Origin of the sequence: Glutamicibacter uratoxydans, assembly GCF_006539925.1 — a bacterium.
GTDB lineage: Bacteria > Actinomycetota > Actinomycetes > Actinomycetales > Micrococcaceae > Glutamicibacter > Glutamicibacter uratoxydans.
This window is the reverse complement of record NZ_BJNY01000011.1, coordinates 25,053-47,434: the sequence shown is the minus strand read 5'-3', so window position 1 is coordinate 47,434 and position 22,382 is coordinate 25,053. Positions and strand designations below refer to the sequence as shown.

The window sequence follows — 22,382 nt, the reverse complement described above, 5'->3', positions numbered from 1 at the left end:
GGACACGGCAGCCAGACGTCCTCCCAATTCCCTCTGTGGCAAGTGCTTTAAGTAGGCTAGTAAGCATGTTGCGCATGCTCTTCTTTGCCGGTCTCGGTGTCGTTCTTGCAGGATTCGGCTTGAGCTATCTAGGAGTCGAGGAGGGGCTCGGCTGGGGCTTGGGCCTGGGAATGAGCATCTCAATCTTCAGCGGAACCCTGATTATCATCGGGAAGGCGATGAAGGCCGGGGCGCTGGTGCCGACAGAAGCCCTGCAGCAGGCGCGCGCCGAGGGTCGGATCGGCCACGCGATTGTGCAGTCGTTGAGCCAGACCGGTACCAAGATCAATGACGAGCCAGTATGCAACGTCGTCGTTGCGGTGCAGCCTCCTCAGGGAATGCCGTTTCTGGGGCAGGTCAAAATGATTGTTCCGCTGACCCTGCTGCCTCGCTACCAGCCCGGAGAGCTGCACGAGGTGGCCTTCTTCGGGCCCGACAGTACCCACGTCTATTTCACCGAAAAGCCTGCGGTGAATCCCCCGCACACGATCCCTGTAGCGGCCACTGCCAGTAATCCGGTGCAGCTCACTCCTGCCAAGGTCAACAATCAGGGCAAGTTGTATTCCCCGATCCTTGGCTCCGGCAAACGGGGCCTGCCGCTGCGAATGCTTGCCTACGTCCTCGCCCTACTTGTCGGCGCGGGCGCCCTCCTGCTGCCCTACCAAGATCGGGTGGCTGCCGGCTACACTGCCATCACCGAACACCGGTTGACAGCAGACTTGCGCACCGAAGGGCAGATGAAATTCGTCATCGACGAATTCCAGCGCAGAGCAGGGCATCGCAGCGCGGTAGAGCTGTCGATCTCCAAAGACCGAGTCAATGCCGCACTGCCCATCGCCGAAGGCAAACAGGAAACCAACGACTGGTCATATTCCAAGGCCTACGCGGAGGACAAAGGCCCGGCCATGATCCAGCCGAAATCGGAACGCGAACAATTCAGCATGGATGAGGTCAATTGGGACAGCATCTGGCCCGCTCTTCAAAAGGGCAGTCAACAAGCCGAGATTCCAGTCTCCGAGGATGCCATCGTCCTGGTGGACCGCTCCACCATCAGCGACGTGCACTCCCCTGATTTCATCCAGGCCTACGGGCCGGTTCAAATCCGCTTCACTTTGGAAGACGACTACCACCAGGCATTCTTCGTGATGGATGCCAACGGTAAGAACCTGAAGATGACCGGGAAGCAGTAAAGCTCAAAGCCCAGCGCTAAGAGCTCACCGCCGTAGTTTCCACCAGCTCGCCGCTGGCCTGGCGCCCGATCTTGGTGATGGCGGGGGTCATCATGATCAGCAATCCCAGCACGAAGACCAGCAGCACTGCGGCGATAAAAGTAGTGAGCGCAACACCGATGCCTTCAGCAGCTGCACCCAGTGCCAAGGTGGCAATGGGCATGATGCCGATGGCAAGCTCCTGGATTCCCATGACTCGGCCGTGGAGTACCGGCGGGGTGACAATCAGCAGCAGTGTGGTCTGAAGGACGCCGAAGGCCGCCGAGGAAAAGCCGATCAGGCACAGGACAACAAAAGCCATGGGAACGTCGGTCAGGAAGGCAAAGACCGCCCACAGCGCCGCCCACACCATGGTTCCGTAGACAAACAGTGCACCCTTAAATTTGAAATCTCCCAGCGCCGCGATGGCGATGGAACCCAGCAGTCCGCCGATGCCCGCCGCCATCAGCATGGCGCCCAGACCTGCAGCGTCCAGATGCAGGCGCTGTTCGGCGAAGATCGGCATGAAGCTCTGATAGACCGGCCACAGCAGCGCGTTGGCGCTGAAGGTCACCAGCAGCACGCCCACGGCGAGGCGGTTTCGCCCGACAAGCTTCAGCCCGTCGATGATCAGCACCATCATCGATCCATGTTCCTCAGGTGCGCCAGGAGACTCGCGCTTGCGCAGCGGGACAAGCATCAGCAGCGAGAGCACGTACCAGCTGGTGGAAACCCACAACGCGGCGGGTGCACCCAGGGTGGCGATCATGACGCCGCCAATTCCGGGACCCACCACCTGGGTCATGTTCAGGGCCAGGGCGTTCAGTGCGTTGGCATTGGACAGCTCTTTGGCCGGAACCAGCTCGGCAACCAGCGCACCTCGCGCCGGCTGGGATGGCGACTGTGCCATGCCGATGGCCAACCCTGCAACAACCAGCCCCCAGTATTCAAGGGCCCCTACCCCGGCGAGCACGGCGACCACTGAAATTGCCACGGCCGCCCAGCCGCAGGCCGCCATCAGCAGATGGATCTTGTTGAGTTTATCGGCAAAGGCTCCGGCAATCGGTCCGAGCACCATGGGCGCCAGGCGCGCTGAGGTAAATAATGCGACGAGGAATTCGGACCCGGTCATCTCGAATGCCATCCAGCCGAGCACTAGGGTTTGGGTCCACAGCCCACTGAAAAAAAGACATTGGAAAACCAGACGAAACGGAAATCCCGGCTGGTGATCACCGATGAGAAGGCTGCCTTGAAGAAATTCCGGCTCTCAGTTTTCTGCCTCATCAACGCTGTTCAGCCTTCCGCCGCCGCTACATCTGATCCAATTACCCAATAATGGTATACCATTCTAGCAACAAGTTGAGTTCAGCGATGGGGGCATCATGTCATCAAGCCAAGCGACGCGGCAGCTGTGGGCAGCCGTTCAGTCAAATGATCTAAAGGAAGTTCAAGTGGCAATTGCCAACGGCGCAGATCTCGAATCCCGTAACGCGCAGGGCATGACGCCGCTGCTGGCCTGCACCAAGTCCGGCCAGACCGACGCAGCACTTGAATTGATCCGGGCAGGATCAGATGTCAACGCCAAGGATCATATTAAGGATTCAACGTACCTCTATGCGGGCGCGCGCGGAATGAGCGAAATCCTTGAAGCCTCGCTGCAGGCCGGTGCAGATATCTACAGCACCAACCGCTACGGAGGCACCGCGCTGATTCCCGCCAGCGAGCGCGGCCTGGTCGACACCGTCGAACGCCTGCTTGATGCGGGCCTTGAGGTCAACCACGTCAATAAGTTGAATTGGACCGCATTGATCGAAGCGATCATCCTGGGCGATGGCAGCGAGCGCTATGTGCGCACGGTGCAGCTGCTGCTGGAGCGAGGCGCCGATCCCCTGCTGGCAGACGGCGAGGGGTGCACCCCACAGGAACTGGCGGTATCGCATGGGCACACGAAGCTCGTTGAGGTGTTAAACCGCTTCCTCTAGAAAGGCAGGTTTTACTCGCCAAATAGGCCCTTGGCATTTCTCCAGTGGAGAAGTGCCAAGGGCCTATTTTCAGTGGACGACTAGTGGACTACTGGCCCATGACGTATTCGGTGGAAGGACCTGCGGTCCAGCCACCGTCAACTGCAATTTCAGCACCGGTGGTGTAGCTTGCGGCATCGGAGAGCAGGTAGAGCACTGCTCCTACCAGTTCCTCTGGCTTGCCCACACGCTGGAATGGGTTGTTGGGGAATGCGCCTTCATCTGCCACGATGCCGGTGACAGCGGTCATCGGGGTCAGCACCATGCCCGGGTGCACCGAGTTGACGCGGATCTTCTCGCGGCCCAGCTCCACAGCAGCCACCTTGGACAGGCCGCGCACGCCCCACTTGGCAGCGCCGTAGCCGCTGGTCAGCGCCAGGCCGATGAGGCCGGCAGCCGAGGAGATGTTCACGATGGAGCCTCCGCCGGCGCGGCGCAGGGCAGGGATGGTGAAGTGCATGCCGGTGTGCACCGAGATCAGGTTGATGTCGATGATCTTGCGGAAGGTCTCCAGCGGCTCATCGGCCACCGGGGTGCCCGAGGCGCTGATGCCCGCATTGTTGACCAATCCGTTGATGCTGCCGAAGTGCTCTTCGGCGGCCGCGACCACGCTTTCCCAGTTCTTCTCGTCGGTGACATCCAGGTGCAGGAACAGTGCATTCTCGCCCAGTTCTGCGGCTACCGCGCTGCCGGCTTCATCCAGCAGGTCGGCGATGACTACCTTGCCGCCAGCGGCGACGATTCCGCGGGAGAACGCTTCGCCCAGGCCGCGGGCTCCGCCGGTGACGATGATGACCTTGTTGTTCAGTTCCATGATCTACTCCTTGAATCTAGCGATGCGCCGCGGGGCGCATCAACGGATGCCGGCGCAGCGCGTCGGCCACTTGGGTTGCGGCCTGGTGGGCACTGAGCGAGTACAACGCCATCAGGCGGATTGACTCGACCGCGAGCCGGGTCGCTGCATCGGCGGCGATGCGCACGTCGATGTGGTCTTCGGGCAGGCCCAGCACCTGGGACATGGGTGCATAGAGTGCCTGCATGGTTTCTTCGTTGATGGCAAGCCACAACCGGCGATAAATTTCGGCTGAGGTGATCAGCTCCAGGAAGCGCTGGTCCAGCCCGTCTTCTCCGTGCCCATAGGCGGCGATAAATGCCGAGCAGACGATCTCCAGCAGATCAGTGGACTCCCCCGCCCCGCAGTTGTCCTGCACCGCAGAAACAAAGCGCAGGTAGCCGTCTTCCATAATCGGCCTCAGGCAGTCGGCCTTCATCGGAAAGTACCTGAAAAAGGTGCGCTCGGAAACACCTGCCGCCGCCACCAATTGGGCAGTGGACGCGTCAACGCCAACCTCGTTGAGCACCGCCGCGCAGTTGCGCGACATCTCAAGGAGTGCTTGCTGGGACAGTGGATTGCGTGCCATGTATTCAGCATACGATTAACGCGGGTTACTGTCATTATCTCGTCGGTCACACCGGTACTCCCCATTCAGCTGATGCGAAAAACCTGGTGCGAAAACATGCATTAACCGCTGCAAGCCGGCATCCGAGAATCTCGGATGCCGGCTTGCCTCCAGCAATAGGGCTAGGCCGTAGCCAGCAGCTTGCCCCATTTTTCGTCAAGCAGCGGCGCCTGCGCCAGCAGCAGCGCATGCCACAAGGTCACGGCTACCGAATCAAGCACCGGGATGCCGAATTCGGCTTCCAGCTGCTGCACGGCAGGCGCCCCATACAGGTTGGTGCACAGGTAGATCAACGCGTCGGGCTTGTCTTCCAGAAGCCTGCGCGAGGGCTCGACGAGGTCTTCTGCCCGCACCCTGGCAAATGATTCGTTGTCGCTCAGGGACCAGTGGTGGGAACCGGTGATCTGGATCCCGTGCGCAGCATAGCTGGCGGCGATCTTCTCGTTGACATCCTGCGTGTATGGGGTCAGCAAGGCGATGCGCTTGAGCCCGAAGCGCCGGAAAGCTTCCAGATAGGCAATGGTGCTGGTGGTGGCCCGAACGCCGGTGGCTTCGGTGATCACCCTGGCGATCTGCTCGTCGTGCTCCACTCCCAACCAGGATCCACTGGTGCCGTTCCAGGCGATGACGTCGGTGTCCGCGGTGGCCAGCAGCGCCGCCGCGTCAGCCATGGTCTGCGTCTCGAACTGCTTGTCGCTGCCGCCGTCCAGGGCGATGCGGGTGACCGGAATGCGGGTCGAGTGCATGGTGACATCTTCCCTGTCAGCCAACATGCGGTAGCTCTGCGGTTCAAGGCAGGTATTGGAAGACGGGACGATCATGCCCAGGCGTACCGGCCGGGTCTGGCTGATCGCTCCGGGAGCTTGGCTCATTACTGAGTTGGTGATCATGGTGGTGTTCCTTGGTGCTAGCGGGCTTCGACTGGATGCGCTTCGACAGGGCGGGCGGCCCCGAGGGCTGGCCAGGCAAGGCTCTGGCTGAATGGCTGCTGTTCGATGAATCGACCCACCGGACCTGGGTCATGCACGCCGTGCTCGTCGCGCACCACCTGACCGGCGGAGATGACTACCTGCGGCCAGCCGCGCAGCGTGTGCCCGGTGAAGGGCGAGAAGTCGGTGCCCATGTGCAGCGGCACCTCGTCCACCGCGGCGCTGGCCGCAGGGTCGATGAGCACCAGGTCTGCATCGAAGCCTTCGGCGATGCTTCCCTTGCCGGCGAGGGCATTCAGTCGCGCCGGCGCGGTGGAGAAGACCTCGACGAAGCGCTCCAGGCCTTCCAGGTTCTTGCCCACCATATGGGTGAAGGTCACCGGGAGCCGCGTTTCCACCCCGGGCAGGCCGTGCGGCATCAGCCGCAGGTCGTCACTGCGCTCGCGCTTCTGGTTCAGGTCATAGCAGGAGTGGTCGGAGGCGATGGTGTCGATGCTGCCGTCGTTGAGCTTGGCGCGCAGCGCCAGCATGGTCTTCTCATCGCGCATCGGCGGGCAGCAGGCGTAGAACTCGGGCAGCGGGCCGTTGTAGACGCCGTCGTGCAGGGCCACGTAGTGCGGGCAGGTTTCCGAGTAGGCCCGCAGGCCGCGCCTCTTGGCTTCGGAGACCAGGTCCACCGCACCGGGGGTGGACTGGTGCACAAAGTAGACCGGGGCGCCGGTGTATTCGGCCACCGCCAGCACCTCGCGCACGCTGGCTTCCTCGGCCAGCTCGGGGCGGGTACCTGGCAGGGTTTCAATGCCGATCTGCCCGGTGGCGGCCTGGCGGTCGGTGGCGTCGACCACCAGCGCATCATGCTCGGCATGCACATAGGACAGCCCATCGAGCTTGGCCATTTCGCGCAGCACCTTCACGATGGTGTCCATGGAAGCCATCGTCGAGCCGCGGTTGGTGGTGTAGAGCTTGACCGAGCGGATGCCGCGCTCGGCCAGGGCCGCCAGCTGGCCGGCGGTGCTTTCGTCCCAGTCGATGACCGATGCGTGCAGGCCCACATCGCAGCGCGCTTCGGCGATCATCGCGAGTTTGGCTTCGGCGGCGGCCAGCGGGGTTTCGCCAGCGTGCGCGGGGATGCCGAAGTCCATCACGGTGGTGGTGCCGCCGGCCAGGGCGGCCAGCGTTGTCACCGCATAGTCGTCCTTGGTCCGCCAAGCCCCGGTGACCTGGGCGATGTGGCAGTGCCCGTCCACGCCGCCGGGGATCAGGATCTTACCGGTGCCGTCGATGATGCGCGCGGCTTCTGGCACCGGCTGGTGGGCATCGAGGATCCGGCTGATCCGCCCGTCGGCAACGACCACGTGGCCGGCGCGGCGGGAATCTGCGTTGGCGATCAGTACCGAGGTGATGACCAGGTCGGCGCTCATGAGTGTGCTCCTGCAATTGGGGTGCCGGCGGCCGCGACGGCGTGCTGGCGGGAAGAGATCAGTGCATCGAGGTCCGGATCCAGGCCCTGGCGCGGCTTGGCCGGAGGGGCGGTGAGCGAGCCTGCGCGGTGGGAACCGGTATCCATAGCTGCCAGCGACTGGGCGAAGCGCACTCCGGCGGCGATCCCGTCGATCACCGGTACCGGGATGCGTCCTGCGACCTCCCGGGCCAGCCCTGCCAGCGGAGCCCCGGCCAGGATGATGACATCCGCACCGTCCTCGTGCACCGCCTGGTTGGCAAGCTCCACGAGCTTTTCGGAGAAGTCCTCGGCCACCGAGCCGATGGAATTCAGCTTGTCGCGCAGGTGGTGGATGGAGGCCAGCCGCGGCAGGTAGCCGTTGTATTCAACGCAGTCGCGGTACCAGGCGGTGATGCGGTCGGAGATCGCGATGATGGAGAAGCACTTGCCCATCAGCGCCGCGGCGGCCAGGGCAGCCTCGGTGATCCCGATGACCGGGACGCCGGAGATTTCTTTCAGGGCAGGCAGGCCGGGATCGCCGAAGGCGGCGACCACCACGGCGTCGGCGTCGGGGGTCTGCGCCATCGCCTGGGCCACCGCGGGCGCGGCGAGCAGGGATTCGAAGCGGGTTTCAATGTACTCCATGCCGGAAGCGGCGGTGGCCATGACCAGCTGCGTGCCCGGGGCCATGGACCGCTGCGCCTCCGCGGCGATCAGGGCGCTGACGTCCTGGGAGATATTGGGGTTGATCACTAGCAGTTTCACGATTTGTCCTGTGAGTAGAGTGCGTGCAGGTCCGGGAACTGGGCCCGGTATTTGGCGATGTGTTCGGCGGAGGCGGCTCCGGCGGCTTCCGGGTCGCGGCTGGCGATGGCGGCCAGCAGGGCAAAGTGCTCGTCGATGAGCTCGCCCAGGTCGTCCACGTGCCTGAAGATCCAGTGCAGCCTGCCCGCCAGGGGCTTGAGCACCTGGGAGAGCTGGTCATTGTCCGCCAGGTCGATGACCCTGTCGTGGAATTCGCTGTTGATCCGCTGCGCCGTTGCCTGCCGCCCAGCTTCCAGCTGCGAGCGGGCCGCGGTGAGCAGCTCATTAAGCTCTTCCAGCTCCTGGTCGCTCGCGCGCTGCGCCGCCAGCCTGCAGGCGAGCACCTCCAGTGCGGTGCGCAGGTCGAACAGGTCGCGCACGTCCTTATCGGTGAGCGAGGAAACCATGGAACCGCGGCGGTCCTTTTCAACGACCAGCCCCTCCTGGCGCAGCATGCGCAGCGCTTCGCGCACCGGAAGGCGCGAAACGGTGAACTCCTCGGCCAGGGACCTTTCGATCAGCCGGGTGCCTGGCACATAGTAGCCGTCGAAGATGCGCTGCCGGATGGTGTCGCGCACCTGTTCGCGCAGGGGTTGGGGTTTGTTCAGATCCGCCACGGTCATGGTGATTCCTTGTCTTGCTTTGGTGTTTTCTTAGATTGCCAGCCGCTTGCTGTAGTCCAGGCTGATGACGGCGATGCCCATCACTACCGCGGAGCCGACGAAGTACAGCAGGGCCCAGGTGTAGCCGCCGGTGGCGCCCACGATCAGGCCGACGATGATCGGGGTGAGGAAGCCGGCGATATTGCCGGAGAGGTTCATCGCCCCGCCCAGCACGCCGGCGTTTTTGCGGCCGCCCAGGGTTGCCGGTACTGCCCAGAACAGGCCTACCCAGCGCAGGAAGAACAGCACGGTGGACAGCAGCACCACTGCGGTGATCGGGTCGGCGATGATGGTGGTTCCCACCAGGCCCAGGGTGACCATCAGGGCGGAGAAGCCGAGCATGCTGCGCATGACCTTGTTGGTCCCGAATCCCTTGACCTGCAGCTTGTCGGCCATCATGCCGCCGAGGATTTCTCCGACGAAGCCTGCTCCGAAAATCACGAAGGTGGACCAGCCGATTTCCTTCAGGTCGAAGCCCTTGGCTTCCGACAGGTACAGCGGACCCCAGGTCAGCAGGCCGTAGAAGACCCCGTTGAAGCCGAACCAGCCAAAGCACATGGACCAGAAGGAACGGTACTTCAGGTAGTTGCGCAGCTTGCCGGTGCCTTCGGCCCCGTCAGTGGCGGCGTCCTCTGCACGGTGGGCCGCTTCGATGTACTCAGCCTCTGCCTCGTTGACCTTTGGGTGGCTGCGGGGGTTGTCGCGGACGAACCACCACACCGCTGCGCCGAGCAGCACCGTCGCGGCGCCGGCAATGATGAAGGCCCAGCGCCAGGAGCCGGTGGCGGCGATCAGCCCGGCGATGGCGATGCCGCCGATGCCTGCGCCCAGCGGTGCGCCGGCGTCGAGAATCGTTGCGCCGCGGCCGCGCTCGCTGGCTGGCATCCACAGCGCGTTGAGCTTGCCGCCGGCGGGCATGACGCCTGCCTCGGTAACGCCGATGCCCAGGCGTGCAATGAACATGGACATGAATCCGCCGGCCAGGCCCGAGGCGGCAGTGGCGGCTCCCCAGCCGACGCAGGAGGCGGTAAACATCTTGCGTGGTCCGAACTTGTCGATCAGCCAGCCCACCGGAACCTGCATCAGCGCGTAGGTCCAGAAGAACGCCGAGAGCAGAAGGCCTACCAGTTCCGGAGGCATATTGAATTCTTGGCGGATCAGCGGCAGCGCCACCGAGATGGATCCGCGGTCTACGTAATTGACGGTGACCAGAACCAGCAGCAGGAAGAACAGATGCCAGCGGGTTCTTGTTGCGCGCCCGCGGCCAGAGCGAGTGGCTTCGGCCTCGGTGGCCGTTGCCGCACTGTTTTGCGTAGTCATGAGTGGGGATGTCCTTTGTCATTCAGACGATGGTGCGAGTGCTGGCCTAGACAATGCGCGCGCTGCCGAACACAACCACCGGGTTAATGGGATCCCAAATCGGGATCCCAGAATCAAAGGTACGTGTGAGTGGCATCACTCAACAAGAAACTGCTGGGCTGAAATTTCATACCAACCCTTTGCCCACTAACTCCCCTGCATCCGCCCGTGCTCATTTGGCCCGCTGCAAGCCCATGGCAAGCTGCACTCCTGGGCCGCTCAGACGCTGCCAGTCAGGAGTCCTTCCGGAACGCAGCATTACCAGCTCAGACAGCGGGCCGCTGAGCAAAGGTCCATGTCCGGCAGTGAATTCCCAATCGACGGCTTCCATTTTCACCGACCGCAAGATCTTGCGTGCCCCGAGCATGATCCCTGTCTTCTCCAGCCGTTGGGCCACCAGCGCCGCGGCAGGCAAGGGCATGTCATGCCTGATGCCCAACGGCCTGACGATGTCTTGGGTGTGAACCAAAGTGTCTGTCAATGTTTCCATGGGGCCCACCATTGCAGGCCCCCGGCGCAGCGCAGCATACTGCTCGAACTGTTCCAAAATCGCGGCTGACCCCAGCTGCCCACGGCGCTGTCCATCGCGCAGCGTGGTTCCGTTGTATCCATGAATGAACATCTTCGGCACAACCTTGAGCATTGCAGATGGAGTCAGCTGCGGCGCGCTGATGATATGCGCCGCCACGTCCTTGACCTTCCAGCCGTCGCACAGGGAATCCCGCTCCCACAGCTCCGGCGGCAAAGAACGCAAGATCCCCGCAAGTTCTTGGCGCTGTTCGACAATGACATCCCAAATTTCCCCGGTGTCCATGACCCACACTCCAATGTAGTCAGTGATTCTGACTAAATAGTCAGCTATCCTGACTACTATGTCAAGAGAAAACGGTGCACAGATTTCCCTGGGCACGCTACTGTTCATCGCCCAACGCGCCTTTGAAGAAGAAATCGTCGCAAACCTCCACGCGCAGGGATTTGAGTTCTCCCTGTCCCAGGGCCGGCTTGCGGCGCGGATTGCAGAGAACGGCAGCCGCCTGACAGATCTTGCGTCAGCTGCCGGAATCACGAAACAAAGCGCCGGATATCTTGTGAGCCAACTGGAAGCCGCGGGTCTGGTCCAGCGGCAGGATGACCCGCAGGATGCTCGGGCACAACTGATCACGCTGACAGAACTCGGCCGAAGGGCCCAGCTGGCTGCAAGACAGGCTGAATCCGCGATCGAGGCAGCATGGCAGGAGCACCTGGGCGAAGAATCCATCGCCATGCTGCGCAGGCAGCTCGAAGCGCTTCGCCCGCTGGTAGACCGCCATCAGCCGCGAAACTAGCCATTTGGCCGATGCCGGCCAGCTTGGCGACTGAGATTCTAGGATGGGTAACCATTTCTCAACCCCAGGAGAGCTCTAGATGAAAAGCACGAAGCCCGGACTGACCATGTTCCTCGCGACAACGGCCATCAGCGCCGCAGTGCTTACCGGCTGCTCCCCTGAGCCAGGCAGCTCCAGCGCGTCAGGCGCTCCTGCGCCGAACCTTTCCCCAAGCGCAGCTTCTGCGTCATCGGTCCCCTCGGCAACGCCAGATGTTCAAGCAGCGACCGAGGCACTGGTGGAGGCCGTCAACAGCGGCGATGCCGCGGCGGCGGAATCTGCCATCGCAGACGGAGCAGACCTGGAAGTGGAAATCGCCCGCGGAATGACTCCGGTCATCGCCGCGACCAAGGCGCAGGACACCGAGCTGGCCATAGCCCTGATCGAAGCAGGAGCTGACGTCAACGCGAAGGACGACATTCAGGACTCGGCATTCCTCTATGCTGGCGCCGAGGGATTGAATGAGATCCTCAAAGCAAGCATCGCCGCCGGAGCCGACGTTGCCGCCACCAACCGCTACGGCGGGACCGCGCTGATTCCCGCTGGTGAACATGGACATGTGGAAACCATCAAGATTCTCATTGATGCCGGCGTCCCGCTGGACCACATCAACAATCCTGGATGGACTGCGATCCACGAAGCCATCGTGCTCAATGACGGAGGACCTCGCCAGGTGGAATCAATCAGGCTGCTCCTGGAGGCAGGCGCGGATCCAACGATCCCTGACGGCAACGGAACTTCCCCACGCCAGCTGGCCGAAGACCGCGGGTTTACCGAAATTGTTCAACTGCTCGACCAGTACCTCTAAGGATCTGAACGGGGCACAGGCACTACTTCTGCGCCCCAATACCTATATTCCGCGGCTTCGGTACCTACGTTCTTGGCACCTACCCTCATTCCGCAAAAATCGGGGTAAGCTACGACTGCTCGCAATAGCTAGCTGGGCAGTTGGTGGGATGAGCTAGTGCACCTTGGCTCTTCTCGAGAACCGCTTCTGCGGTGTTTCGGTCGCCTCGCAAATCTTCGGTTCAGCCGCCAGCATTTCGCCTCCTATTTCACAGACGCACTCAATTTCTGTCATCGCTGCACGGCTTATGATCTCTTGGTGATTCTCCAGCGCAACGCTATTCGTTGCGCCCAACACTCACATCTAGGACATGACAATGAAGTTTCGTGCACTCATTGCTGCCGCCTCCGCCTCAGTCTTGGCCGTCGCACTCAGTGCGGCGCCAACCCAAGCGGTCCCCAAGAATCCAGCAGGATCTGGGGAATTCACCCATGTTTCAACGGTCGCCGCGGGGTTGGCCACACCGTTGAAGGTTGCCTTTGGAGAGGATTCAAGCCTGCTCGTGGCAGAATCCTTTGCCGGCCAGCTGACCAAGATCTCTGCCTCCGGCGCCCGAAGCTCGCTCTACAGCGCTCCAGGCAAGGAAATTGCTGGCGTCTCCCATGCCGCCGGCAAAACCTACTTCTTCGAGAACTCGATGGGCGAAGAAGGCCAGCCTGACCCGAATGCCACTGCATTCCTCAAGTCGATCTCATCCACCGGCAAAATCAGCACTGTTGCAGACCTGGCCAAGTTCGAGGCTAAGCACAACCCGGATGGCAAGACAGTCTACGGAGTCAGGGACGCAGCACCGGCGTGCCTAGCCCAGGCGCCGTACCTGCAGTCGACCGGCGAGCAGTTTTCGCATCCCTATTCAAGTGTTCCTGTTGGCTCCAGCGTCTATGTGGGCGATGCCGGTGCCAACACGATTCTTCATGTAGCGGCCAACGGCAAGGTGTCACTGGTTAAGGCCCTGCCAGCCGAGCCAATCAAGATCACCACCGATGTGCAGGCGCTGGCCGCCCAGATGGGCATGGCTGTCCCGGATTGCATGCTGGGGCTGACCTATTGGGCCCAGCCGGTGCCAACCGACATCACCGTCAAGGGCCAGTGGCTCTACTACACGGTGCTGCCAGGCGTTCCCGGCGAGTCGCTGTCCTTGGGCAAGGTGTACCGGGTGAATCTTCACTCCGGCAAGACCCAGCTGGTTGCCTCGCATTTGAGCGCGCCGACGGGTGTCGCGGTGGACAAGAACAACCAGGTCTACGTCGCGCAGCTCTTCGGAGAGGGGGTTTCCAGGATCTCCCATGGCAAGGCGGTCACCGTGATGCCTGCACTGATGGCGGCCGACATTGCCATATCCGGCAGCCACGTGGCAGTCACCACCAAGGTGCTCACCGAATCCGGTGAGCTCGTCACAGCGCGGCTGCCGCGCTGATCTTTTGGCATCAATAACGACTGTCTCTGACTCCACTGTGTTTGCAGGTGTAGCCGGAGGCAGTCGTTGAAAAACAGGACAGATCATTTTTCTAGTCGTTTCAACATCACTGTTCTGTTGGCTCGTTGCCTTTACAGTGAGCTTCGCGTCGCGCAGTCTCGGTCAAATTCTTTTCAATGATCTTTTCCATGAGCAAGTCGAATGTTTGCCGAATATCAAGCTCAGGCATCCATCCAAGCCTACAAAATTTCTTGGAGTGCCACGGTTCGCTAGGATCTTTCAGCGCAATCTTCTCTTCGTAATGTTTCCCTTGGATGGCTTCCATCAGCATCGCCCGAAAATGGGATCGTGCATGTTCATCGCAAAGGACGACAGCCATGGCAAGCAATCCGAAAGGGAGAAGGAACCAGCCCAGCCCAGCAGTTCCGGGATCATTTATGGAATCACCCGCGGCAATCAGAACGAAGCCGGCAAGAATGAAAACTACCAACACCGATTTAAGTGAAAAGGAATTCACACTTCGTTTCGGAATTAGCGCCTCAACGTTCTTTTGATAATGTCGAGCCTTGACTACCTCTCGCAGAACCGTACGTCCTGCGTCGAGTTCCGCACTCTCAGCGGCGTCAGTGTCTCGCGTCAGCGATTCAAGGATGTCCAACTCGTTCTTGAGAGACTGGAAATGCTGTTGATCTCGGTCGATGGAAAATCGTCCGATTATCGAATTTAGCAATGTGTTCAGTACTGTGGACCCGAGGACAGCTGCCAAAACCGCCGGCCAAATCTGTGTTTGTTCCATAACGGAGATACTAACTCACAGTAAATCCAGTCGTTAACTAAATTACTCTTATAACAGCATCGCACAATTGAATGAAAAAGATTTGCGGGATGCAAACGCCCCGGAAAATATGCACAGGCATACTCTCCGGGGCGTTCCTCATCGTATGAATCGACCGGGCTGAAGCCTAGGCTTCAGCTTCTTCGTCTTCTGCGTCCTTCTTGTAAGGATCCTCGTCGCCGGCGAAGGTCTTGCCCTCGCGCAGCGCTGCAACTTCTGCATCCTTTTCGCGGGCCTTGGCCAGCAGCTCCTCCAGGTGCGAAGCGCCCTCGGGAATCTCATCTGCCACGAACTCCAAGGTTGGGGTCAGGCGGATGGTCAGGTTGCGGCCCAGCTCCTTGCGCAGGGCACCCCCGCGCTTGGCCAGCAGTTCTGCAACATCCTTCTTGGCGTCGTCATCGCCGAAGACCGTGTAGTACACGGTGGCGTGCTGCAGATCGTTGGTCACGCGGGCATCGGTCACCGTCACGTTGTCGATGCGCTCGTCCTTGATGACGGTGCGCAGCGACTGGGCCATGAGGACCTGCACGCGCTTGGCAAGGCGTGCGGCACGGGCTGAATCAGCCATGATTTTCTCCTTATGGTTCAAAATTCGTGGGCGTCTGACCACATACTAGGTCAAACGCCCACGAATCGGTGAGTCACGCTGCTAATAGCTGTTGGCTACTAGGCGCGTGGCTTCTCGCGCATCTCGAAGGTCTCGATGATGTCGCCTTCCTTGATGTCGTTGAACGACCCCAGGCCGATGCCGCACTCGAAGCCTTCGCGGACCTCGGTGACATCGTCCTTCTCGCGGCGCAGCGAGTCGATCGACAGGTTGTCGGCGACCACGTTGCCATCGCGCACCAGGCGTGCCTTGGAATTGCGCTTGATGGTGCCCGAGCGGATGATCGAACCGGCGATGTTGCCCCACTTGGAAGAGCGGAACACCTGGCGGATCTCGGCGGTGCCGAGCTCCACCTCTTCGAACTCCGGCTTGAGCATGCCCTTGAGAGCTGCCTCGATGTCGTCGATGGCTGCGTAGATGACCGAGTAGAAGCGCATGTCGACGCCTTCCTTGTCGGCCAGTTCGGCAACGCGCTCGGCTGGGCGGACGTTGAAGCCAATGATGATGGCGTTGTCCACGGTAGCCAGGTTGACGTCGTTCTGGGTGATGGCACCCACGCCGCGGTGGATGACGCGCAGCTGCACGTCCTCGCCCACGTCGATCTTCATCAGCGAGTCTTCCAGTGCTTCCACAGCACCGGAGGCGTCGCCCTTGAGGATCAGGTTGAGGGTATCGATCTTGCCCTCTGCCACTGCCTTGTCGAAGTCTTCCAGGGTGATGCGCTTGCGGCGCTTGGCCAGCTGGGCGTTGCGCTCAGCGGTTTCGCGCTTCTCAGCGATCTGGCGTGCGGTGCGCTCGTCTTCGGTGACCAGGAAGCTGTCGCCTGCACGAGGCACGGAGGACAGACCCAAGACCTGAACCGGGCGCGATGGCAGAGCCACGTCGAGGTTCTCGCCGTTCTCGTTGAACATTGCACGCACGCGGCCGTGGGCGGTGCCCACCACCATGGTGTCGCCCACTGCCAGGGTGCCGGACTGGACCAGCACGGTGACAACCGAGCCGCGGCCCTTGTCCAGGTTGGCTTCGATGGCCACACCGCGGGCGGACTTGTCCGGGTTTGCCTGCAGTTCCATGACGTCGGAGGTCAGCAGGACAGCGTCCAACAGTTCCTCGATGCCCAGCTTCTGCAGTGCAGAAACCTTCACGAACATGGTGTCGCCACCGTATTCTTCAGGCACCAGGCCGTATTCGGTCAGCTGGCCCATGACCTTGTCAGGGTTTGCCTCCGGCTTGTCGACCTTGTTCACTGCAACGATGATCGGCACGCCTGCGGCCTGTGCATGGTTCAGCGCTTCAACGGTCTGCGGCATGACGCCGTCGTCCGCTGCGACAACCAGCACGGCAACGTCGGTGACCTCGGCACCGCGGGCACGCATGGCGGTGAACGCCTCGTGGCCCGGGGTATCGATGAAGGTCATCGCGCGGTCGCGGCCCTCGTGCTGGTGCACGATCTGGTAGGCGCCGATGTGCTGGGTGATGCCGCCGTGCTCGCCCTCGATGACGTTCGACTGGCGGATGGCATCCAGCAGTCGGGTCTTACCGTGGTCGACGTGGCCCATGATGGTGATGACCGGTGCGCGCTCTTCCAGCTCGTCTTCGCCTTCAGCCTCAAGTTCGGCTTCCAGGTCCAGGCCGAAGCCTTCGAGCAGCTCGCGGTCTTCATCCTCTGGGGAGACGACTGCTACCTTGTAGCCCAGCTCTTCGCCGAGGACCTCGAAGGTTGCCTCGTCCAGGGACTGGGTTGCGGTGGCCATTTCACCGAGGTGGAACAGCACGGTGACCAGTGCTGCCGGGTTTGCGCCAATCTTGTCGGCGAAGTCGGTGATCGACGCGCCGCGGCGCAGACGGATTTCGGTGTCACCGGTGCCGCGTGGAACATTCACGCCGCCCAATGACGGAGCGCTCATCTGCTCCAATTCCTGGCGCTTTGCGCGCTTGGACTTGCGCTGCTTGCCGCGGCCGGCGCCTCCCTTGCCGAAAGCGCCGCCGACGCCGCCGCGTCCGCGTGGTGCACCTGGACGGAATCCGCCGCCGGTGCCGCCACCGGTGCCGCCGCCTGGACGACCGCGGCCGCCAGCGCCGCCGCCCGGACGTCCGCCGCCTGCTGGGGCTGGACGCTCGGTGCGGTTAGGCATCATGCGCGGGGTGGCAGTGGTGCCGCCCGGACGCGGGCCTGCTGCGCCAGCTGGGCGCGGGCCGCCTGCACCTGCAGGACGTGGACCGCCCTGGCCGGCTGGACGTGGACCGCCCTGACCGGCTGGACGCGGACCGCGCTGACCGTCGCGTGGAGGGCGTGGACCGCCCTGGCTCTGACCGCCTGGACGAGGACCGCGCGCACCGTCACGTGGCGGGCGAGGACCGCCCTGGCCGCCCTCGGAGCGCATGCCCTGCTGGGAGGAGAACGGGTTGTTGCCCGGGCGTGGGCCGCCTGGACGAGGTGCTCCCGGACGAGGCGCGCGGGAACCGTCGCGGTTTCCGCCGCGGCGCTCTCCAGCGTCAGCCGAGCGCATGCCCTGCTGGGAGCTGAATGGGTTGTTGCCCGGACGCGGGCCGCCTGGCTTTGGCGCACCTGGGCGTGCCGCTGCTGGCTTTGGTGCACCTGGAACCGGTGCGCCAGGGGTTGCCTTTGGCGCGGCAGGAGCCGCTGCGGCTGGCTTTGGAGCAGCCGGTGCAGCTGCGGCAGGCTTGGCCGCCGGGCGTGGGCCCGGGGTAGCTGCTGCTGGCTTGGCGCCTGGCTTCGGGGCACCCGGGCGGGCGCCTGGGGTCGCGCCGGCTGGCTTTGGAGCGGCGGCAGGCTTGGCTGCGCCGGCGTTGGAACCCGGGAAGGCGTCGCGCAGCTTGCGCGCTACCGGAGGCTCAACGGTGGAGGACGCCGAGCGAACAAATTCGCCCATGTCCTGCAGTTTGGTTAGTGCTTCTTTCGAAGTGATTCCGAGCTCTTTGGCGAGCTCGTGAACGCGGGGTTTAGCCACATCTCTCCTGTTTTGATGTGATCTGCATAAACCCTGCGGTCAAAAAGACTACGGAGCTCTGGCAGATCAGCTATGTATTTCGTGAAATTCTTCCGCCGCACGGTGGATCACGCAGAACTGATTGTTCATCGGTGTGCGCTCAACATTGCGGACTCATCGGGTTGCCATCAGATTTCTGACCCGCTTTCATCATGACTGCCAGATGGCCGGGACGCTCCCGGCCGATCTTCGCGTGCGGTAAATTGTTCCAGCACCGAGGCGTCATCGACCTGGGCCTTGAAGGCCCTGGCGAATGCCTTGCGCTGTACAGCCTGCCGCACGCACTTTTCATTTTCATGGGTCCACGCGCCGCGCCCTGAGGCACTGGCGCGCACATCAAGAAGCACCGCGCGCGGCGGTGCGTTGTCGATGAGGACCCAACGAATGAGCTCGTTTCTATCGGTAGAGGTCCGACAGCCAATGCACGTGCGTTGCTGATGCAGCTTCATGCGAGCGCCGTCGCCACCTTCCCGTTGAAAAGAACCAACTACCAGTCTAGCGCGTTTATAGACCGGTGTGCGCGTGAGATTGGTATCACGCGCACACTGTCCGCAACCGCTGCCGGCTCAAACTTTGTCCAACCGCTGCTTAGAGCCGCGGTTCCTTGCCGCCCGAAGCTGCCAGGATGTCGATGCGCCAGCCGGTCAGCTTGGCGGCGAGGCGGGCGTTCTGGCCCTCCTTGCCGATGGCCAGCGACAGCTGCGAATCCGGAACCACAACGCGGGCACGGCGTTCGTCGTAGTCGAGGATCTCAACAGAGACGACCTTCGACGGGGACAGCGCCGCGGCGATGAACTTCGCTGGATCTTCGTTGTAGTCGACGATGTCGATCTTCTCGTCGTTCAGCTCGTTCATGACTGCGCGCACGCGGGTGCCCATCTCGCCGATGCAAGCGCCCTTGGCATTGACGCCAGGCTTGGTGGCGCGCACGGCGATCTTGGTGCGGTGGCCGGCTTCACGGGCCAGCGCCTCGACCTCGACGGTGCCGTCGGCGATCTCTGGAACTTCCATTTCGAACAGCAGGCGCACCAGGTTCGGATGCGAGCGGGACAGGGTCACAGCCGGGCCCTTGTTGCCGCGCTCGGCCGAAACCACGTAGGCGCGCAGGCGGTCGCCGTGCTTATAGGTTTCGCCGGGCACCTGTTCCACTGGAGGCAGCAGCGCCTCGATGGCGCCGATGTTTACCTGGACCATGTGCGAGGAGTAGCCCTGCTGGATCACGCCGGAGATCAGGGTGCCGACACGTGCAGCGTACTCGCCGACTACCTGTGCATCTTCTGCTTCGCGCAGGCGCTGCATGATGACCTGGCGGGCAGTGGAAGCTGCAATACGGCCGAAGCCGTGCGGGGTGTCGTCGAATTCGCCGAGCAGGACGCCGGCCGCGTCGCGGTCCTCCACCAGGATCGAGACGTGGCCGTTGCTGCGCTCAATGTGGGCGCGGGCCCCGGGCATTGCGCCTTCGGTCTTGTTATAGGCCAAGAGCAGCGCGGATTCAATGGTTGGAATCAGGACATCCATGGGGATGTCGCGGTCTTTTTCCAGGATGCGTAGTGCGCCGAGATCGATATCCACGCCTAGCCCTCCAAATCTTCAGTATCGATGGTGTCAAAGAGCGAGTCGTCGAAGTTCAGTTCAGGATCGACAACCGCCTTGCGGATGTTTTCAAAGGAGAAGCTTGCAGGTTCCAAGACCTTGGCCTTCATTCCCTTTTTGGCTGGCTCGCGGTGCTCTACGATGACGACGTCCTCGTCATTGACCTCGGTGAGGCGTCCGCGCAGCTTGGTGCCGTCGGTCAAGCTCACCTTGACCATGCGGTTGAGGGCTCGCACCCAGTGGCGCTGTGCGGTCAGCGGACGGGACAGTCCCGGCGAGCTGACTTCCAGTTCATATGGGGATGCGGATGCGTAGACCGCATCGCGGTCCAGTGCAGTAGAAATAGTGGTGGTTACCTCGCCGAGCTCGTCAAGGTTGACCGAATCATGGCCATCGGCTTTGTCGACGATGACTTGGATGATCATCTGCTTGCCGTTGGGACGGAGGGAGACTTCCTCCAGAATTAACCCGTGGGATTCTACTTCCTTGTTCAGCACAGTACTCAGACGCTGCGCTTCCTGTTCGGTATCGGCCGGCATACCGGTCATGGATATCCTCCCACGCTATTCGATGTTGTCCTTTAAGGGTATATCGCCCAACGCCGCTTGAGAACTCGTTAGCGGGTTCAGGTGAAAGAACTCACGCAGCAATACCGCCACAGCGCTCTGGAACATCTCAATAACCAAACCTTTCCAGCACTCCATGGGATGATCGACATCGTTATGAGTGCTTCATCACCGCATCCGCGCAACTCCCGCCGTTCCGATTCCCGCCGAGCCCCACAGTGGGTAGCTCCCGTTCTAGCGGCCGCACTTGCGGCGGGTACGACATGGGGCGTGGGCATGACAGTTTTCAAGGGCGCGCTCGTCGAGGCGGGCCAACCTGAAGAAGTGGCCCATTCTTCCGCAGACCAGAAGGCACAGTGGGTCCTGGGCGCCGAACTTTCTCGGTTGCATGCCCGTGCCCAAGCTCTGGCACAGCTGAGTGGAGACCAGCGCGAAGCCAAGGCGTTGACAGCATTGGAACAGACCCTTTCCCAGGGCGCCAGCCTGCTGGGCCAATTGAGCTATGACAATGAACCTGCAGTCCAGATGCCGAGCGAGGCAACGCCGGCCGCGGTCGCCGAACTGGCCGTTGACGTCGCTGAGCTGAGCCATGACCTGCCGGTGCAGGCCACAGGCAATCTCGACCAGGGCAAGGAATTTGCCCAAATCGCGTTCCAGATGAATTTCGACGCCCGCAGGCTTTTGGCTCATAAAGACAAGAAGCAATCAGCTTCCCTCCCCCAGCCCCTGCACGGCTCGGCCGATTCACGGATGGCTTCGGACGATGGCAGCGATGCAGTCTCCTGCCTGGGCAACCCGGAACAGCTAACTCGCACACCCGAAGACATGAACGCTGCCAGCGGAGAATCCATCGCCCTCTCCCGAGCGCTGGACCGAGGCTATGCCCTTGACTACGTTCTGCAGCTTGAAGCCGCCCGGGGGCCAAAGTCCTCCGCTGCGTCTATCGAGCAGAAACGCAAGACTTTGAATTCACAGTTGGACAGACTCCGCAGCGCCTTGGGCAAGGACTGTGCTGATCTGCGCCAACCTGCTTACCAGATGCTAGAAGACTCGATAGACAATCTTGACGATCTATCCAGTAAAGCGCGAAGTGACTTTTCAGCAGCGCTGGTGACCGCCTCCGGAAATGCCGATGGGCAGGCCCAGAGCGTGATCTCTTCAGTGGCGTTTGACGTGTTAAAGTCAATGGATTCCTCAAATAAACCTCAAGCCATCCTCAAGATTGACGCAACTTCCTAAGCTTTCCCCGATTGCCGATCGCTTGAGCTCACCACACCCTTCGAATGTTTCCGTGTTCTATTTTTAGACGAATCTTCTATCACGTTCAGATAACGTTGAATTGTAAATTCAGCATTCGGTACGCAAGATTTTGGGGTCAAACATTCAACTCCAGCCCGATGACAAGATGCTCGATTCCTAAGTTATGATCAAGAATTTCGATGGGCAGAACTCCCCAAGCAAGACGCTCCACCAAACCTGCCAGCACCCAATGAAGCTGAAGATTTTTAATCTGACAAGGTAATTTAAAGAGCTGTACACGTTCAGATAACGCTCGGATTGGCGCCCATGACATGGTCCGCACAATGATCCGATGTCGCACTTCCAATTAATTAAGGTTACTGTAATTGATAGATGACGTTTTAAAATTCTTGAAATGTCGTCAATTTTCCGGAAAGGAATAATCCGCTTCGGAACCGTCTGTTGGAGGAGGTGATTGCACGAATGGATCACCTCAGTTGGAGGTAGAGAACTATGCCCGGTCGTTTCGTACGATCTAAAATTGCAGAGCTCGTTGCCGAAACAGTGGGCTCACGCCATGCTCGTGAGAATCTCAAAGAACACGGTTGGACCGAAGGGATGCTGATCGTCATCGCACAGCATGATGAAAAGCTGACCGACATCATGGCACTCGTCGTTGTTCACCAGCCACCGGTTCTCATAGCAACCTTGGATCCAGAAAATGGAGATCTGTGCTTCACCTACGTGATAATCGGATGTTCTGATCTGGAATTAGTCGAACCGTACGCTGAAGACAAGACCATCAAGGACTTGTACCTCGATGCTTCAGCTGCTCCTAGTATCACTTTTAGGGTCACCCCATTGATGCATAGTGCTCTGGCACATGCACTTCCCCCAATGCGCGGTGTCAGCGGTGTCAAATATCCAGGTTTGCCGACTGCTGCAGAGGCACGACCTGCATAAACACATTCATCCCAATA

The 22,382-nt window shown here is 61.3% G+C and carries 23 protein-coding genes; 7 read left to right on the top strand and 16 right to left on the bottom strand.

Going from position 1 to position 22,382, the window contains the following annotated elements; genetic code table 11:
* The first annotated feature begins 65 nt into the window (after positions 1–65).
* A complete protein-coding gene (locus tag AUR04nite_RS10490) occupies positions 66–1,229 on the top strand; it encodes a hypothetical protein (RefSeq protein WP_141364731.1) in 1,164 nt (387 codons plus the stop codon).
* A 16-nt stretch (positions 1,230–1,245) separates the two neighbouring features.
* Here the strand turns inward: AUR04nite_RS10490 and AUR04nite_RS10485 are convergent, their stop codons facing one another.
* Positions 1,246–2,451 carry an MFS transporter gene (locus AUR04nite_RS10485; RefSeq protein WP_281285123.1) on the bottom strand — a complete coding sequence of 402 codons (1,206 nt, stop codon included), beginning with the start codon at positions 2,449–2,451 and terminating at the stop codon, positions 1,246–1,248.
* A gap of 178 nt (positions 2,452–2,629) precedes the next feature.
* Between AUR04nite_RS10485 and AUR04nite_RS10480 the strand changes: the two genes are divergently transcribed.
* The gene (locus AUR04nite_RS10480) at positions 2,630–3,229 is read left to right on the top strand and encodes an ankyrin repeat domain-containing protein (protein ID WP_141364726.1); all 600 of its coding nucleotides are present in this window, start codon (positions 2,630–2,632) and stop codon (positions 3,227–3,229) included.
* An 88-nt stretch (positions 3,230–3,317) separates the two neighbouring features.
* Here the strand turns inward: AUR04nite_RS10480 and AUR04nite_RS10475 are convergent, their stop codons facing one another.
* The 8 genes from AUR04nite_RS10475 to AUR04nite_RS10440 form a co-directional block, all read right to left on the bottom strand.
* Complete coding sequence (locus AUR04nite_RS10475) at positions 3,318–4,082, bottom strand: glucose 1-dehydrogenase (protein WP_141364724.1); 765 nt, start codon at positions 4,080–4,082, stop codon at positions 3,318–3,320.
* A gap of 16 nt (positions 4,083–4,098) precedes the next feature.
* A complete protein-coding gene (locus AUR04nite_RS10470) occupies positions 4,099–4,689 on the bottom strand; it encodes a TetR/AcrR family transcriptional regulator (RefSeq protein ID WP_141364722.1) in 591 nt (196 codons plus the stop codon).
* Positions 4,690–4,850: 161 nt separating this feature from the next.
* On the bottom strand, positions 4,851–5,618 hold the full coding sequence (locus AUR04nite_RS10465) for a maleate cis-trans isomerase family protein (protein ID WP_246055484.1): 768 nt from the start codon (positions 5,616–5,618) through the stop codon (positions 4,851–4,853).
* A 17-nt stretch (positions 5,619–5,635) separates the two neighbouring features.
* Positions 5,636–7,078, bottom strand: a complete 1,443-nt coding sequence (locus AUR04nite_RS10460; protein WP_141364720.1) for an amidohydrolase family protein — start codon at positions 7,076–7,078, stop codon at positions 5,636–5,638.
* Positions 7,075–7,863, bottom strand: coding sequence for an aspartate/glutamate racemase family protein (locus AUR04nite_RS10455; RefSeq protein ID WP_141364718.1), 789 nt, complete (start codon positions 7,861–7,863; stop codon positions 7,075–7,077). The genes AUR04nite_RS10460 and AUR04nite_RS10455 overlap by 4 nt, the downstream gene beginning before the upstream one ends.
* Positions 7,860–8,525: a GntR family transcriptional regulator gene (locus AUR04nite_RS10450; protein WP_141364716.1), complete on the bottom strand. Its 666-nt coding sequence runs from the start codon at positions 8,523–8,525 to the stop codon at positions 7,860–7,862. Before AUR04nite_RS10450 ends, AUR04nite_RS10455 begins: the two co-directional genes overlap by 4 nt.
* A gap of 30 nt (positions 8,526–8,555) precedes the next feature.
* Positions 8,556–9,884, bottom strand: a complete 1,329-nt coding sequence (locus AUR04nite_RS10445; protein ID WP_141364714.1) for an MFS transporter — start codon at positions 9,882–9,884, stop codon at positions 8,556–8,558.
* A 211-nt stretch (positions 9,885–10,095) separates the two neighbouring features.
* Complete coding sequence (locus AUR04nite_RS10440) at positions 10,096–10,737, bottom strand: maleylpyruvate isomerase family mycothiol-dependent enzyme (protein WP_170184172.1); 642 nt, start codon at positions 10,735–10,737, stop codon at positions 10,096–10,098.
* Between the two features lie 58 nt (positions 10,738–10,795).
* On the opposite strand from AUR04nite_RS10440, the gene AUR04nite_RS10435 reads away from it, so the two are divergent.
* From AUR04nite_RS10435 to AUR04nite_RS10425, 3 genes are all read left to right on the top strand, one after another.
* Positions 10,796–11,248, top strand: a complete 453-nt coding sequence (locus AUR04nite_RS10435; protein WP_141364710.1) for a MarR family winged helix-turn-helix transcriptional regulator — start codon at positions 10,796–10,798, stop codon at positions 11,246–11,248.
* A 79-nt stretch (positions 11,249–11,327) separates the two neighbouring features.
* A complete protein-coding gene (locus AUR04nite_RS10430) occupies positions 11,328–12,095 on the top strand; it encodes an ankyrin repeat domain-containing protein (protein WP_246055483.1) in 768 nt (255 codons plus the stop codon).
* A gap of 355 nt (positions 12,096–12,450) precedes the next feature.
* Positions 12,451–13,551 (top strand): ScyD/ScyE family protein, encoded by a 1,101-nt coding sequence (locus AUR04nite_RS10425; protein ID WP_170184171.1) that lies wholly within the window; start codon positions 12,451–12,453, stop codon positions 13,549–13,551.
* 106 nt (positions 13,552–13,657) lie between these two features.
* Here the strand turns inward: AUR04nite_RS10425 and AUR04nite_RS10420 are convergent, their stop codons facing one another.
* The 6 genes from AUR04nite_RS10420 to AUR04nite_RS10395 form a co-directional block, all read right to left on the bottom strand.
* Positions 13,658–14,347 carry a hypothetical protein gene (locus AUR04nite_RS10420; protein ID WP_141364706.1) on the bottom strand — a complete coding sequence of 230 codons (690 nt, stop codon included), beginning with the start codon at positions 14,345–14,347 and terminating at the stop codon, positions 13,658–13,660.
* 166 nt (positions 14,348–14,513) lie between these two features.
* A complete protein-coding gene (gene rbfA / locus AUR04nite_RS10415) occupies positions 14,514–14,954 on the bottom strand; it encodes a 30S ribosome-binding factor RbfA (protein ID WP_141364704.1) in 441 nt (146 codons plus the stop codon).
* 98 nt (positions 14,955–15,052) lie between these two features.
* On the bottom strand, positions 15,053–17,965 hold the full coding sequence (gene infB, locus AUR04nite_RS10410) for a translation initiation factor IF-2 (protein WP_141364702.1): 2,913 nt from the start codon (positions 17,963–17,965) through the stop codon (positions 15,053–15,055).
* Positions 17,966–18,132: 167 nt separating this feature from the next.
* On the bottom strand, positions 18,133–18,453 hold the full coding sequence (locus AUR04nite_RS10405) for a YlxR family protein (RefSeq protein WP_141364700.1): 321 nt from the start codon (positions 18,451–18,453) through the stop codon (positions 18,133–18,135).
* 139 nt (positions 18,454–18,592) lie between these two features.
* Entirely contained in the window at positions 18,593–19,576 is a 984-nt protein-coding gene (nusA, locus tag AUR04nite_RS10400; protein ID WP_141364699.1) for a transcription termination factor NusA, read from the bottom strand.
* 2 nt (positions 19,577–19,578) lie between these two features.
* The gene (locus AUR04nite_RS10395; RefSeq protein ID WP_141364697.1) at positions 19,579–20,145 is read right to left on the bottom strand and encodes a ribosome maturation factor RimP; all 567 of its coding nucleotides are present in this window, start codon (positions 20,143–20,145) and stop codon (positions 19,579–19,581) included.
* A gap of 81 nt (positions 20,146–20,226) precedes the next feature.
* Here AUR04nite_RS10395 and AUR04nite_RS10390 point away from each other — a divergent pair, with 81 nt between their 5' ends.
* On the top strand, positions 20,227–21,402 hold the full coding sequence (locus AUR04nite_RS10390; protein ID WP_141364694.1) for a hypothetical protein: 1,176 nt from the start codon (positions 20,227–20,229) through the stop codon (positions 21,400–21,402).
* A gap of 136 nt (positions 21,403–21,538) precedes the next feature.
* Here the strand turns inward: AUR04nite_RS10390 and AUR04nite_RS10385 are convergent, their stop codons facing one another.
* The gene (locus tag AUR04nite_RS10385) at positions 21,539–21,736 is read right to left on the bottom strand and encodes a hypothetical protein (RefSeq protein WP_141364692.1); all 198 of its coding nucleotides are present in this window, start codon (positions 21,734–21,736) and stop codon (positions 21,539–21,541) included.
* Positions 21,737–21,915: 179 nt separating this feature from the next.
* On the opposite strand from AUR04nite_RS10385, the gene AUR04nite_RS10380 reads away from it, so the two are divergent.
* Entirely contained in the window at positions 21,916–22,365 is a 450-nt protein-coding gene (locus AUR04nite_RS10380) for a hypothetical protein (protein WP_141364690.1), read from the top strand.
* Positions 22,366–22,382: the final 17 nt, after the last annotated feature.

Excerpts from the sequence above, each read along its gene's own strand:
- AUR04nite_RS10445 (WP_141364714.1), bottom strand. The coding sequence starts at position 9,884 with ATGACTACGCAAAACAGTGCGGCAACGGCCACCGAGGCCGAAGCCACT.
- AUR04nite_RS10440 (WP_170184172.1), bottom strand. The coding sequence starts at position 10,737 with ATGGACACCGGGGAAATTTGGGATGTCATTGTCGAACAGCGCCAAGAA.
- AUR04nite_RS10460 (WP_141364720.1), bottom strand. The coding sequence starts at position 7,078 with ATGAGCGCCGACCTGGTCATCACCTCGGTACTGATCGCCAACGCAGAT.
- AUR04nite_RS10405 (WP_141364700.1), bottom strand. The coding sequence starts at position 18,453 with ATGAAGCTGCATCAGCAACGCACGTGCATTGGCTGTCGGACCTCTACC.
- AUR04nite_RS10395 (WP_141364697.1), bottom strand. The coding sequence starts at position 20,145 with ATGACCGGTATGCCGGCCGATACCGAACAGGAAGCGCAGCGTCTGAGT.
- AUR04nite_RS10490 (WP_141364731.1), top strand. The coding sequence starts at position 66 with ATGTTGCGCATGCTCTTCTTTGCCGGTCTCGGTGTCGTTCTTGCAGGA.
- AUR04nite_RS10435 (WP_141364710.1), top strand. The coding sequence starts at position 10,796 with ATGTCAAGAGAAAACGGTGCACAGATTTCCCTGGGCACGCTACTGTTC.
- AUR04nite_RS10420 (WP_141364706.1), bottom strand. The coding sequence starts at position 14,347 with ATGGAACAAACACAGATTTGGCCGGCGGTTTTGGCAGCTGTCCTCGGG.
- AUR04nite_RS10430 (WP_246055483.1), top strand. The coding sequence starts at position 11,328 with ATGAAAAGCACGAAGCCCGGACTGACCATGTTCCTCGCGACAACGGCC.
- AUR04nite_RS10470 (WP_141364722.1), bottom strand. The coding sequence starts at position 4,689 with ATGGCACGCAATCCACTGTCCCAGCAAGCACTCCTTGAGATGTCGCGC.
- rbfA (WP_141364704.1), bottom strand. The coding sequence starts at position 14,954 with ATGGCTGATTCAGCCCGTGCCGCACGCCTTGCCAAGCGCGTGCAGGTC.
- AUR04nite_RS10480 (WP_141364726.1), top strand. The coding sequence starts at position 2,630 with ATGTCATCAAGCCAAGCGACGCGGCAGCTGTGGGCAGCCGTTCAGTCA.
- AUR04nite_RS10380 (WP_141364690.1), top strand. The coding sequence starts at position 21,916 with ATGCCCGGTCGTTTCGTACGATCTAAAATTGCAGAGCTCGTTGCCGAA.
- AUR04nite_RS10475 (WP_141364724.1), bottom strand. The coding sequence starts at position 4,082 with ATGGAACTGAACAACAAGGTCATCATCGTCACCGGCGGAGCCCGCGGC.
- AUR04nite_RS10385 (WP_141364692.1), bottom strand. The coding sequence starts at position 21,736 with ATGTCATGGGCGCCAATCCGAGCGTTATCTGAACGTGTACAGCTCTTT.
- AUR04nite_RS10465 (WP_246055484.1), bottom strand. The coding sequence starts at position 5,618 with ATGATCACCAACTCAGTAATGAGCCAAGCTCCCGGAGCGATCAGCCAG.
- AUR04nite_RS10450 (WP_141364716.1), bottom strand. The coding sequence starts at position 8,525 with ATGACCGTGGCGGATCTGAACAAACCCCAACCCCTGCGCGAACAGGTG.
- AUR04nite_RS10425 (WP_170184171.1), top strand. The coding sequence starts at position 12,451 with ATGAAGTTTCGTGCACTCATTGCTGCCGCCTCCGCCTCAGTCTTGGCC.